General features: G+C 72.0%; 12 protein-coding genes. 8 read left to right on the plus strand and 4 right to left on the minus strand.

The features are described 5' to 3' along the window. Positions 1-115: 115 nt before the first annotated feature. From motA to VQ03_RS26515, 8 genes are all read left to right on the plus strand, one after another. Complete coding sequence (gene motA, locus VQ03_RS26480) at positions 116-988, plus strand: flagellar motor stator protein MotA (protein WP_048453911.1); 873 nt, start codon at positions 116-118, stop codon at positions 986-988. A gap of 19 nt (positions 989-1,007) precedes the next feature. Next, positions 1,008-1,943: a flagellar motor switch protein FliM gene (locus VQ03_RS26485; protein ID WP_048453912.1), complete on the plus strand. Its 936-nt coding sequence runs from the start codon at positions 1,008-1,010 to the stop codon at positions 1,941-1,943. Next, entirely contained in the window at positions 1,927-2,220 is a 294-nt protein-coding gene (locus tag VQ03_RS26490; protein ID WP_048453913.1) for a hypothetical protein, read from the plus strand. The genes VQ03_RS26485 and VQ03_RS26490 overlap by 17 nt, the downstream gene beginning before the upstream one ends. 479 nt (positions 2,221-2,699) lie before the next feature. Further along, the gene (fliN, locus tag VQ03_RS26495; protein ID WP_048453914.1) at positions 2,700-3,041 is read left to right on the plus strand and encodes a flagellar motor switch protein FliN; all 342 of its coding nucleotides are present in this window, start codon (positions 2,700-2,702) and stop codon (positions 3,039-3,041) included. 4 nt (positions 3,042-3,045) lie between these two features. After that, positions 3,046-4,083 (plus strand): flagellar motor switch protein FliG, encoded by a 1,038-nt coding sequence (locus VQ03_RS26500; protein ID WP_048453915.1) that lies wholly within the window; start codon positions 3,046-3,048, stop codon positions 4,081-4,083. A gap of 56 nt (positions 4,084-4,139) precedes the next feature. Further along, positions 4,140-5,204, plus strand: coding sequence for a flagellar biosynthesis protein FlhB (gene flhB / locus VQ03_RS26505; RefSeq protein WP_048453916.1), 1,065 nt, complete (start codon positions 4,140-4,142; stop codon positions 5,202-5,204). Further along, positions 5,201-5,641, plus strand: coding sequence for a hypothetical protein (locus tag VQ03_RS26510; RefSeq protein ID WP_053078747.1), 441 nt, complete (start codon positions 5,201-5,203; stop codon positions 5,639-5,641). Before flhB ends, VQ03_RS26510 begins: the two co-directional genes overlap by 4 nt. Positions 5,642-6,024: 383 nt before the next feature. Continuing rightward, positions 6,025-6,756, plus strand: coding sequence for a response regulator transcription factor (locus VQ03_RS26515; protein ID WP_048453917.1), 732 nt, complete (start codon positions 6,025-6,027; stop codon positions 6,754-6,756). 117 nt (positions 6,757-6,873) lie between these two features. Here the strand turns inward: VQ03_RS26515 and VQ03_RS26520 are convergent, their stop codons facing one another. From VQ03_RS26520 to VQ03_RS26540, 4 genes are all read right to left on the minus strand, one after another. Then, positions 6,874-7,476, minus strand: a complete 603-nt coding sequence (locus VQ03_RS26520) for a transglycosylase SLT domain-containing protein (protein ID WP_083468234.1) — start codon at positions 7,474-7,476, stop codon at positions 6,874-6,876. After that, entirely contained in the window at positions 7,430-8,026 is a 597-nt protein-coding gene (fliK, locus tag VQ03_RS33990; protein ID WP_048453918.1) for a flagellar hook-length control protein FliK, read from the minus strand. The genes VQ03_RS26520 and fliK overlap by 47 nt, the downstream gene beginning before the upstream one ends. 1,490 nt (positions 8,027-9,516) lie before the next feature. After that, the gene (locus tag VQ03_RS26535; protein WP_048453920.1) at positions 9,517-10,812 is read right to left on the minus strand and encodes a chemotaxis protein MotC; all 1,296 of its coding nucleotides are present in this window, start codon (positions 10,810-10,812) and stop codon (positions 9,517-9,519) included. After that, on the minus strand, positions 10,809-12,089 hold a 1,281-nt coding region (locus tag VQ03_RS26540; RefSeq protein WP_048453921.1), incomplete at its 5' end, for a MotB family protein. The genes VQ03_RS26535 and VQ03_RS26540, both read right to left, overlap by 4 nt.

The following is a 12,089-nucleotide window of genomic DNA, read 5'->3' on the forward strand; positions in this document are numbered from 1 at the left end:
GTCCGGAAGCTTCCTTCCGGACATCGCATGACCCGGGCGGGCGGGGGGGCGAAAAAGCCCCGCGCAAGCCACCGGCCATACAGCCGTACCGCATCGAGACGGAGCGTTGCAGGACATGGGGATCATCGTCGGCCTGGTCATCGCCATCGGCTGCATGCTCGGCGGCTTCGTGGCCATGGGCGGCCACCTGATCGTGATCTGGCAGCCCTGGGAGTTCGTCATCATCGGCGGCATGGCGGCCGGCACCTTCGTGATCGCCAACCCGATGAAGACGGTGGTCGATTCCGGCAAGGCGACCATGGAGGCGTTCAGCGGCAAGGGCCCGAAGCGCAAGGACTTCCTGTCGCTGCTCGGCCTGCTCCACGCCCTGCTGCGCGAGATCAAGACCAAGCCGCGCAACGAGGTCGAGACCCATTTCGACGATCCGGCGAATTCCGAGATCTTCAAGAACTACCCGGACGTGACCAAGGACCAGGGCCTGGTCCTGTTCATCTGCGACTATTGCCGGCTGATCCTGATCGGCGGCGCCCGCTCGCACGAGATCGAGGCGCTGATGGAGGAGGAGATCGGCACGCACAAGAAGTACGCGCTGAAGCCGTACGGGGCGATCAACACGGTGGCGGAGGCGCTGCCGGCGCTCGGGATCGTCGCGGCGGTGCTCGGCATCGTGAAGGCGATGGGGGCGCTCGACCAGTCGCCGCAGATCCTCGGCGGCCTGATCGGCGCGGCCCTCGTCGGCACCTTCTTCGGGGTGTTCGCCTCCTACGGCGTGCTGGCGCCGCTCGCCATCAAGGTGAAGGGCGTGCGCGAGAAGCAGTGCTCGGTCTACACCATCGTGAAGCAGAGCCTGATCGCCTACATGAACGGCGCCCTGCCGCAGGTGGCGATCGAGCACGGCCGCAAGGGCATCGCCGCCGCCGACCGCCCGACCATCGACGAGGTCGAGGCCGCCACCGTGCCGGGCGCCCAGAACCGCGAGGCGGCCTGAGAGCCGGCAAGTCCCAGCCATGGAACCGACGATCCTCAGCAATCCCGCCGACATCCGCGCCCGCATCCAGGAGGCCGCCGGCCTCTCCCTGGACCGGCTGCCGATGCTGCAGCTCATCTTCGACCGCCTGGCCACCGCCTGCGGCGACGGCCTCAAGCACCTCGCCGCCTCGTCGATCCTCTATTCGCTGAACGGCGTCGAGAGCGGGCGCTTCGGCGACTTCCTCGACGCGTACGACACGAAGGCGGTGGTCGGCATCTTCCAGGCCCCGGCCTGGGACGGACACATCCTGGTCGGCCTCGATCGCGACTTCGTCTTCACCATGGTGGAGGTGCTGTTCGGCGCCGACGGCTCCGAGGAGCCGGTCGACGACGAGCGCCCCTTCTCGGCGATCGAGCTGCGCATCGCCCAGATCATCCTCGAGCAGGTCGGCCGGGCGCTGGAAGCCTCCTTCGGCCTCGTCTCGAAGACGGCGTTCACCCTCGAGCGCACCGAGACCCGGATGGAGTTCGCGGTGATCGGCCGGCGCAGCAACAAGGCGATCCAGGCCAAGTTCAACCTCCAGGCGCTCAGCCGCGGCGGCGAGATGTTCATCATCATGCCGCAGACGGTGCTCAACCCGCTGCGGCCCAGCCTCGCCAAGGTGCTGACCGGCGAGACGAGCACCCGGCGCGACCCGCGCTGGGCGACCCAGATCGCCGCCGAGGTGCAGAAGACCACGGTGCACCTGCGCGCCGTGCTGGAGGAGCGCCACCTGACGCTCGGCGAGATCGCCGGGCTGAAGGTCGGCCAGGTCATCGCCCTCGACGCCACGCCGGCGACGCGGATCAAGCTCGAAGGCAACGACAAGCCGCTGTTCTGGTGCCATGCCGGGCAGTCGCAGGGGGCCTACGTCCTGCGGATCGACGAGGCCATCCAGGAGAAGGAAGGGACGGAGCATGGTCTCGCTGGTTGACGGAGTGCTGCTCGCTGCCCTGGTCGGCACCAATGCCTGCGTGCTGCCGCTCTACCTGAAGCTCAAGCGGCTCGACCGCGCCCAGGCCGAGTACGGACGGGCGGTCGCGGCCTCGGGCCACGCACTGGCCACCGCCGGCGAGGCCGTGCGCAGCTTCACCGGCGAGGGCCGCGAGGTGCTGGAGGCCCTGAGCGTCAAGATCGAGGAGGCCAGGGCGGCGCTCGCCGCCCTCGAGGCCGGCCGCCGCGCCGCGGCGCGCGGGGAGAGCGACCGCTAAGCGGATTTCGCAAAAGTGGTCGCCGGTTTTGCGACAAAAATCTGCGACCAAACAGGAACCTGAGCGGACGACGCGTTGGCTTGCCGACGCGTCGTCCGCTCAGAGCAGCGCCCGCCCCGCGCGGCGGCCAGGCGCCATTCCGGGTCCTCGATTCTCAGGTTCCGTCCCGGTGAACCCGCGATCAATCCGCCTTGCGCCGGGCGGCCCGCTCCGGGCGATCCGGGACGCGGCACCCGCCTCGCTGCTCCAGCCCCTCGATTTTGCCGCATCGTCTGCACGAACCGGTATTCCTTTCGTCGGAGAATGCGCCACGCCCCCCTCGGTCGCGTCCCGCCCGCACGGCCGGGCCGACGAGGGCTCGCCGGACGCCCCGGCCTCGATCCGTCGAGGCGGGGGAACGGCGAGCACGCCGCAAGCCTCGGATCAGCTTGGGCGCTTAGGACTGCCAGGGACTTCAAAGAATTCCACGCGAGCCCGCGATGAGCACGAGCCCCTTCCCCGATGCCGGCGCCAGCCCCGCCTCCCCGAGCCAAGCCTCCCAGCCGGCCGAGGACGGGCGCAACCTCGATTCGATCCTGCGCATCCCGGTCCTGGTGCAGGTGGTGCTCGGCTCGGCCACCATGCCGGTCGCCAACCTGATGAAGCTCGGCCGCGGCGCCATCGTGTCCCTTGACCACCGGGTCGGGGAGCCGGTCGACGTGATGGTCAACGGCCGGGTGATCGCCCGGGGCGAGATCGTCATCGTCGAGGAAGAGAATTCGCGCTTCGGCGTCTCGCTGACCGAGGTCGTCGGCCCGGCCGACACCGCACAGAACGGCTGATCGCGTGAACTTCGCGGCGTCCCCCCCGGCCCTGCGCGGCGCCTCCCGGCAGCTCGCACCCATCGACCAGGTCGCGACCCTGCTCCTGGCCATGGGCAAGCCCGCGGCGGGGCGCCTGCTGAAGTATTTCGAGCCGGACGAGATCAAGCGGATCACCCAGTCGGCCTCGCGGCTCGGCGCGGTGAGCCCCGACCTGCTCGACACCGTGGTCGAGACCTTCGCGGAGGAATTCGCCGGCGGCTCGAGCCTCGTCGGCACGGTGCAGGAGGTCGAGAAGCTCCTCACCGGCCTGCTCCCGGCCGACCAGGTCGCCGACATCCTGGCGGAGCTGCGCGGCAACGCCAACCGCTCGGTCTGGGAGCGCATGGCGACGGTGTCGGAGAGCGTGCTGGCGAGCTACCTCGTCAAGGAGCACCCGCAGACCGCGGCCCTGATCCTGTCGCGGGTCAAGCCCGCCATCGCCGCCAAGGTGATGGGTCACCTGCCGCTGCCGGTGCGCAACACCGTGATGCGGCGGATGCTGAGCTTCAAGCCGGTGGTCGACGACGTGATGCAGGCGGTCGAGCGCGCCCTGCACGAGGACTTCCTGATCAACGGGTCGCGCAATTCCGGCGCCGACACCCACGCCAAGATGGCCGACATCATCAACAAGATGGACCGCCAGCAGATGGACGAGGCCCTCTCCAGCCTCGCCGATTCGCGGCCGAAATCGGTCGAGATCCTCAAGGGCCTGCTCTTCACCTTCGACGACATCGTCAAGCTGGCGCCCCGCGCCCGCACCACCCTGTTCGACGCGGTGCCCAACGACCGCCTGGTGCTGGCCCTCAAGGGCACCGACGCGGAGTTCCGCACCGTGGTGCTGAGCGCCCTCTCGGCCCGCGTGCGCCGCATGGTCGAGCACGAGCTGAACGGCGGCGAGCCGGCCGCCCAGCGCGACGTGATGGAGGCCCGCCGCGCCATCACCGACCTCGCCATGGACATGGCGGGCCGCGGCGAGATCGAGATCAATCCGGGAGGCGAGGATGAAGCCCTCATCCGCTGAGCGGCCCCCCGTGACCGGGGCAATGGCGGCGGGACGTCGGTCCCGCGATCCGTCGCATGTCTGAGGACACCGACAAGGAGAGCAAGACCGAGGACGCCACCGAGCGGAAGGTGCGCGACGCGATCGAGAAGGGCGACGTGCCGTTCTCCCGCGAGGCCCCGGTCTTCGCATCGATCCTCGGCCTCCTGGTCTCCCTGAGCCTGGTGGTGCGGGGGCAGGCGGCGGCGCTCGCCCGCGACCTCTCCTCGTTCTTCGACCATCCGGGCGGCTTCTCGCTGGCCTCGGCCGAGGACGCCCTCACCCTGATGCATGCGACGGGCTTTGCCCTCGCCCGCTTCCTCACCCCGATCCTGCTGGTGCTCGCCGGCTTCGGGCTCGTCGCCTCCCTCGCCCAGAATGTTCCCAGCCTCGTCTCCGATCGCATCGCCCCGAAATGGAACCGCGTCTCCCCGGTCTCGGGCTGGGGACGGATCTTCGGCCGCTCCGGCCAAGTCGAGTTTCTGAAAGCCGTCCTTAAAGTCTCCTCGGTCAGTCTCGTCGTCCTCCTGCTCCTGCGCTCGGAACAGGGCAAAGCCGTGAGTGCCATGTTCGTCGACCCGAGCCAGCTCCCCGAGCTGATCCTGACGACCGCGATCCGCCTGGTCTCGGCCGTGAGCATCGCCACCATCGTGATCGTGGCGGGCGATCTCGTCTGGGCCCGCCTGCGCTGGCAGCGCTCGCTCCGGATGTCGCGCCAGGAGATCAAGGACGAGCACAAGCAGGTCGAGGGCGATCCGACCGTCAAGGCGCGCCTGCGCTCACTCGCCCAGGACCGCACGCGCAAGCGCATGCTCGGCCAGGTCAGCCGCGCCACCGTGGTCATCGCCAACCCGACCCACTTCGCGGTGGCCCTGCGCTACGAGCCCTCCGAGGGCCCCGCGCCGATCGTGCTCGCCAAGGGCCAGGACCTCATCGCCCTGCGCATCCGCGAGATCGCCGAGCAACACGGCATCGCCGTCATCGAAGACAAGCCTCTGGCAAGGTCGCTGTACGATGCTGTCCAGGTCGACCAGATGATTCCCGCGGAGTTCTACCGCGCGGTCGCGCAGATCCTGTTCTTCCTGTTCGCGAGACAACGATGATCCCTCACGACCACGATCTCGCGCAGGCCCGGATGGTGTCCGGTGACGTGATCGCGGCGGCCGAGCAGGTCTTCGCGGCGGAGTTGCGCGACTTCATCACCGAGTTCTGCCTGCTCGACGGCAGCGTGCTGATCGGCTGGGTGCGGGGCGAGCGCCACGGCAACATCGCCGACCTCGTCGCCTCCTCGGCCGAGCCGTTCTTCAAGGACGCCACCCTGACCTATGCCGACGCCGCCGACGTCTGCCTCGACTGGGGCCGCTCGATGCAGGTCGTGCTCGACATGGAATTCGCCGCCAAGGCCGTGACGGTGTTCTTCAAGCTCGTCCTCGACGGCTGCTTCGTCGGGGTCGCGATCCAGCGCATCCTGGCCGAGGAGGGCCCCCCCTTGCGCCTCGACGCCTTCGCCCGCGCCCTGTCGGATGCCCGCCTCACCTGATTCGCGACGCGGGCGGCCTCGCCGGGCTCCCGCCCGGGGACAATCCGCGCCGACGGCCACCCGGCAGGCGGCACCGGGGCCGTTGCGGCCGCCCTGTCAAGAACTAACGCTGACCTAACGCGTCCCCGCGCCCACACTCCGGCCGATTCTTAACAAAATGCTCTGCGAAGCCGGCCTGCTGCGGCGCAACGGTCATTGACCGGCCGCCGCGCCGCGGACATGAATTCGATCGGCACAAATCGGACACCGCAGGATGTCGGACCGGCGCGCGCACTCCGAGCGTCCGCCGGCCGAAGTTTCGGGGCCGAGGGAACAAGACGGGGAACAGGTCGGAGGCGGAGTGTCGCTGCGCCACTTGACCGGTCCCGATGAGGGTACGACAGATGTATTTCTTGGTCGATGCCAGGAAATCGGTGAATGCGGGCTTCAAGGCGGGGTTCGATCGGGAAGGAGTCTCATCCTTCTCGCTGTCGCCGGAGGAGTTCACGAGCTGGATCGAGTCGGCGTCCCGCAGCGACCTCGACGCGGTGCAAGGCTTCCTGCTGGGTGATTTCGACGAGCGCGCGCGCTGCGCGAGCGCGATCCGCCGGCAGTCCCGTGCCCCAATCATCGCGCTGGCCGACTCGCGGTCGCTGGAGCAGACCCTGGTGCTGTTCGACGCGGGCATCGACGACGTGCTGCCCAAGCCCGTCCACGTCCGGGAGATCCTGGCCCGGACCGAGGCGATCTGGCGCCGGGTCAACGGGGAGCAGCCGCAGGCCCCCGACTCACCCGTCACCCAGCCGGACGACACGGACGCCAAGCAGATCGCGCAAGCCGGCCGCGGCGCCGAACGGCTGAAGGTGTTCTTCGACGGGCGCGACCCCGAGATCGACGGCGTCCCCCTCTCCCTGCCGCGGCGGGAGCGGCACATCCTGGAATTCCTGGTCCGCAACCGGGGTCGGCGCGTGACCAAGACCCAGCTCTTCAACGGGGTCTACGGCGTCTACAGCGACGGCGTCGAGGAGAGCGTGGTCGAGGGCCACGTCAGCAAGCTGCGCAAGAAGCTGGCGCAGCAGCTCGGCCATGACCCGATCGAGGCCAAGCGCTACATCGGCTACACCTACGTGGGGTGAGCGACGAGCGACCGGCCCGAACCCCGCCGGAAGGCTCGGGCACGACGTAGCGGACGCCACCCCGATCGTGCATCCGCACGAAATACCGACGAGGCGCGGCCTCGCCAGCCGGATGGTTCACCTGCAGAACGTCTTCGCGCCCGGCGTCCATTGACCGAAGCCGGAAGCGACCATGTTGGCGATCACCCGGCAGACATACTGCTTCTGGGCCGGGTTGTTGTTCGGGCCAGCGTGATAGCGCGCCACCGCCAGGGTCCAGCTGCCCTCCCGGGCCTTGAGTTCCTTGAGGAAGGTCGTCGCGTACTCGACGTTCTGGCGCGGGTCGATCATCGCCTCGATCGAGGAGAACTTCGCCCGGTGATAATGGTGGTTGATCTGCATGCAGCCGAGATCGACCAGACGCACGCCGCTGGCCTGCGCCTCGCCCAGGCGCCGGATCACGTCGGCGGCGCTCGCGCCGAAATAGGCCTTGCCGCCGATATTCATGGCGTAGGGCTGCAGCGAGCCGCGATTGCCGCTCTCGGTCAGCCCGACGGCATAGAGCATGCCGAGGGGCACGCCGTGGCGCGCGGCGGCCTGCGCCATCTGCTGCTCGCAGACGTTGTTGGTCGGGGGCAGCGGCGCCTTGGCGGCCCCGGAGACCGTGGCGGCGGCCTGCGCACCCGCAACGGCGCTACAGGTAAAGACCGCCGCGGTCGCGATCGCCGGAATGCGCGTCATCTCTCTGCTCCATGCTCCGGCGCCCGCCTTCCTCGGGCGCGTCGGGATTGCGGCGGGCCGGCTGGTCCGGGCTTGCGCCGCCATGCTGCTGCCCGCCGGCGAAGGCCGGCAGGGACGGGCTCCCGCCCTGCGGGAAGGCCTCGCCCGGGAGGCGGCCGGCCTGGACGGTGACGAGGTCGGGCTGGTAGCCGGCCTCGCGCACCAGGGCGGTCAGCAGGCCGCCGTCGCGCCGCAGGAGGTCCGCGGTCTCCTCGTGCTCGGCCCGCAGGTTCATCTCGAGGCGGCCATCCTGGAGCCGCATCCGGACCAGGACCTGGCCGAGCTCGGCCGGGCGCAGCTGCAGCGTCAGCAGCCGCACCGGCCCCTCGGCCTGGGCGGCGGCGCTCCAGGCGGCCGCAGCCGCACCGGCGCGGACCGAGGCGGAATCGGGCAGGGTCGCGGCCCCGGTCGCCACCGCATCGGCGATCTGGCGCAAGGTGGCGAGGGGCAGCGCCGCCGGGGCGGGCGCCGGCGCCGGAGCGGGGTCGGCCGCGGCGACCGGGGCGGACATGCCGGCTGCCTCCTCGGCCCGGCGCTCGCCGGGCGTGGCCGGGGCGGCGATCCTGGCCTCGGAGACGGACTTGATCTCCTGATGCGGCTTGGTGCCCTGCGAAGGCCGGGCCTCCCGGGCTGGCCTGGACTCGGCAGGTGCGGCGGCATCGGCGGCGCCCTGGTACGGCGGATCGGCCGTGCCGGGGCCCGGCGCGCCCGGCGCGGCTCCGCCCGGCGTCCCGCTGGCGAACGAGGATGCGCCGCCCGCGGCAGCGCGAACCGACGCCGGCGCGCTCGTTCCGGGCTGGGGTGCGGCCGCCGCCGCGCGGTCCGCCGGCATCGGAGACGGTGTGGCGCCCGCGGGCGGACCGGCGGGGGGCTGCGGCGATGCGGGCCCCATCGTTACCTGAGGGGTGGCCGCAGGGCCTGCCGTCTCGTGCCCGCCCGAGGCGGCGGGCTGGGTGTCGGCCTGCAATCCATCGGCCGTCGCCCGACGACCGCCGGGACCGGACGCCGCGGCGGCAGGGAGTGGCGTGTTCGGCGACGCGGACGCGGCGGCCGACAAAGCTCCGGAGAAGGGCCCTGCGGCGGTGCCGGCTCCGGTGGCGCCGGGCGCCAGCTGCGCTGCGGATGTCGCGACCGGAGCGAAATGCGTTTCCTGCGCGATCACGGTCATGGCCGGACGCATCATGGCGGAGGCGGCGGGGTCGGCCGCGGATCCGGAGCCCCGCGGCGACGGCGCGGATGCCGGGGCGCCTCCCGCCGTCGGCGCCGCCGGAGCCGGGAGCGGGATCACCGTATCGGTGCGCGTCGGCCACGGTAGGGCGGCGAGCGGAGCGCCATCGGCCGAAGCGGGGGCCGGTGCGGTCTCCGTCTCGGATTCCGCGCCGTCCCCGCCCGGGAGGACGGCGGAGATCTCGGCGCCCGCGGCCTGAACCGACGCATCCGAGGCGGCGCGCAACCGCGCGAGGTGAGGCAAGGCCGCCTCCCCTTGCGCACGCGCGGCCGACACCTCCCGCGAGCCGAGATTCGACGGGGCTGCGAGGCGTGGCGATGCCGGCGCGGCCGCGGCGCCGGCCGGCAACGGGGTCGAGGGCGGAGTGGGCTCGACGGCGGAGGCGGCCCCTCGACCAGCCAATTGCCCCCCTGCGCCGTTCGCGGCCGGGTTCGGCGCGGGCGCCCGGCCCGCAGCCCGCTCCATCAGGGCGGCGAGGTCCGCATCGCCCGGACGGGCGGCTCCGGCGGGGATCGCACCGGCCGAGCCCGCGCCGGCGAAGAGCGCATCCAGGGTCCCGGGGCGTGGGGAGGCGCCGCCTTGCGGCCCCCCCGCCTCGGCGGCCGGCTCCGTCCCGGCTTCGGGCGGGCCTGCGGGATCGGGGCGCTCGCCCTTCTCGAGGAGCCCGAGCACGGCGTCGAATCCGGGGCCTGCCCCCGGGCGGGCCGGTTCACTGGCGTTGCGGGCGCCGTCGAGGCGCGACCGCGGGCCGGGCAGCATCGCGTCCAGGGGAGTCACGGGTCGGTCCTGTCGATCATCCGGTCGACCTGCGCGAGCGCTTCGCGCGCCCGGGCGATCGACGCAGCCTCGGGAATCTGGCGCCGGCCGGTGGGCGCGGCGGCATCGGCGACGGGCGGCGCGGGAGGTGCGGCGGGCGCCGGCGGGGCGCCGCCGCGGATCTGGCCGGCGGTGGAGAGCGCGGCGTCGAGGAGGGCGCGGTCGGAGGCGTCGAGCCCGGCCCGGTCGACGGCACGCAGGGCGTCGAGCCCGTCCTCGTAGCGCCCGTCCACCACGATCAGGGCGGCGGCGCGGTAGAGCCGGGCCCGGGCGGCGGCCTCGCTGTCGGGCCCGGCGAGGCTCAAGGCTCGCTCCGCCGCGAAGGTCGCGGTCTCGCGCCGGCCCTGATCCAGCCCGGCCCGGGCGACCAGCAGGTAGAGGTCGCGCCGCTCCCCCGGCTCGATCTCGTCCAGCATCCGCTCGAGCTGGGCGACGCGGGCGCGGTCGCTGTCGAAATCGAGGCGGGTGAGCGCCGTGGCGAAGCGCTGGCGGAAATTGCCGGCATAGACCGAGCGGCGGAACCGCCGCAGGTACTGGATCGACAGCGCCTCGAAGCGCTTGGCATCCCCGCCCTGCGCGTGGATGAAGATCTCACGGCGCAGGGCCCCCTCCTCCACCAGGGTGCCGGGAGCCAGCAGCCGGGCGAGGTCGAGGAGCTCGATCGCCTTGCGCGGCGCCTCGCGCACCGCGACCGCCGCCTGGGTCAGGGCGAGCTGGCCGGCGAGGCCGGGGGGCTGGGTGCGTGGATCGAAGCGGCCGAGCAGGGTGCGCGCCTCGCGCTCGCGGCCCTCCAGGTAGGCGAGCGCGCCCTGCACCAGGGCCGACAGCTCCTCCGGCACCTTGCCCGTCTCGCGCATCCGGCGCAGGAGCGTCGGCCCGCCGCCGCCGAGGGCGAAGGTGACCGCCGCCCGCACGTTCTCGGGGGACGTCCAGGCTTCGGGCTCGAGGGCGAGCAGGCGCTGCTCGATATGGCCGAGGAGCTGCCGCTGGGCGAGATGGGCCTGGGTCGAGCCGCGGGCGATGCGGTCCTGCAAGAGCTGCAGCGTGCGCACCAGTTCGACCGGCAGGCCGCGGGGGGCGACCGGCAGCGGCTCGATGGGCTTGGGCGGCTCGCCGTGCCCCCCTCCCCCGCCATGGGAATCGGCAGCCGGCGCGGCGTGGCCGCCGCCATGGGCGTCACCGCCGGCCGAGGCCGGCAGCGCGGCGAGCAGGAACCCGGCGATCACGAGGCCGGCGGCGCCGCGGCGGCTCATTCGGGCAGCCCCCGCACCAGGATCTCGATGCGCCGGTTCTCCGCCGCCTTCGGGTCGGCGGGGTTGCGCGGCTGGCGGTCGGCATAGCCCTCGATGCGCTCGATCCGGGACTCGTCGACGCCGCCGCGTACCAGCATGTAGGAAGCCATCTGCGCCCGGGCCGTCGAGAGGCGCCAATTGTCGTAGGTCTCGGAGCGGAACGGCCGCGCGTCGGTATGGCCGCGGACCACGATGCGGCCGGGCCGGCTGTTGACCACCTTGGCGATCTTCTCGATCGCCCGCACCACCTTCGGGCTCGGCTCCGCCGAGCCGATGCCGAACATGCTGAAGTCGATGTCGTCGGTGATGCTGATCAGGATGCCCTCGCCCGAGCGGCGGACCTCGACCTTCGGGGTCGGCGCGCCGGTCGAGAGCGGCGCCACCGCCTTGGCGATCTCGGCCTTCATGGCGGCGACCGCCGCGGTCTCGGCCGCCTTGGCGGGATCCTTCCCCTGTTCCTTCCCCTGTTCCTTGGCCGGATCCTTGGCCGGATCCTTCGGGGCGTCCTTGGGCGCCGGCTCCCTGAGGGCGGCCGACTTCACGGCGTCCTTCGCGTCCTTCACCGGATCCTTCGGGGTGAGCGGCAGCCCGTCCTCGGCCGAGGCGACGCGGGTGGGCGCGTCCTTGGCGTCCCGGGGCTTGGCGGAGGCCACCTGGCCGGCGGCGTCGAGGCGGGTCTCGGACGGGGCCGACACCGCAGTGCCGACCTTGCCCGGCCGCTCGGTGCGGTGGCGCGGCAGCGGCTCGACCTGCCAGTAGAGCGGATCGAACGGATCGCGCGCCGCGTCGCCGCCGCTGATCCCGGGCTGGCCGGATTCGACCGACGCCGCGTCGGAGCTCGCCGTGTCGCCGCGCTCGCCCTCGGCAGCCAGCCGCGCCAGCACCGCGTAAGGGTCCTGGAACAGGGCCGATTCCCGCGCCCGGCTGCCCGGCGCGGCCTCGCTGGCTTTGTCGCCGGCCTTGCCCTCGCCCTTGCCGTCCCCCTTGCCTTCACCGCCCTTGCCCTCGGCCTTGCCGCCTTCGGCGCCGGGCTCGGCGGGGGTGTCGTGGGGATCGCGAAGACCCTTCTTGTCGTGGGTGACCTCGGCGAGCTTCACCGGGTTGAAGTACTCGGCGATGGTCTGCTTCTGCTCCTTGCTGGTCGAGTTGATCAGCCACATCACCAGGAACAGCGCCATCATGGCGGTCATGAAGTCGGCGAGCGCGATCTTCCAGGCGCCGCCGTGATGGCCGTCCTC

Source organism: Methylobacterium tarhaniae (assembly GCF_001043955.1).
Classification (GTDB): domain Bacteria; phylum Pseudomonadota; class Alphaproteobacteria; order Rhizobiales; family Beijerinckiaceae; genus Methylobacterium; species Methylobacterium tarhaniae.

Bases quoted from the DNA above. Each gene is read 5' to 3' on its own strand.
- motA (WP_048453911.1), top strand. From the start codon at position 116: ATGGGGATCATCGTCGGCCTGGTCATCGCCATCGGCTGCATGCTCGGC.
- VQ03_RS26485 (WP_048453912.1), top strand. From the start codon at position 1,008: ATGGAACCGACGATCCTCAGCAATCCCGCCGACATCCGCGCCCGCATC.
- VQ03_RS26490 (WP_048453913.1), top strand. From the start codon at position 1,927: ATGGTCTCGCTGGTTGACGGAGTGCTGCTCGCTGCCCTGGTCGGCACC.
- fliN (WP_048453914.1), top strand. From the start codon at position 2,700: ATGAGCACGAGCCCCTTCCCCGATGCCGGCGCCAGCCCCGCCTCCCCG.
- flhB (WP_048453916.1), top strand. From the start codon at position 4,140: ATGTCTGAGGACACCGACAAGGAGAGCAAGACCGAGGACGCCACCGAG.
- VQ03_RS26510 (WP_053078747.1), top strand. From the start codon at position 5,201: ATGATCCCTCACGACCACGATCTCGCGCAGGCCCGGATGGTGTCCGGT.
- VQ03_RS26515 (WP_048453917.1), top strand. From the start codon at position 6,025: ATGTATTTCTTGGTCGATGCCAGGAAATCGGTGAATGCGGGCTTCAAG.
- VQ03_RS26520 (WP_083468234.1), bottom strand. From the start codon at position 7,476: ATGACGCGCATTCCGGCGATCGCGACCGCGGCGGTCTTTACCTGTAGC.
- fliK (WP_048453918.1), bottom strand. From the start codon at position 8,026: ATGTCCGCCCCGGTCGCCGCGGCCGACCCCGCTCCGGCGCCGGCGCCC.
- VQ03_RS26535 (WP_048453920.1), bottom strand. From the start codon at position 10,812: ATGAGCCGCCGCGGCGCCGCCGGCCTCGTGATCGCCGGGTTCCTGCTC.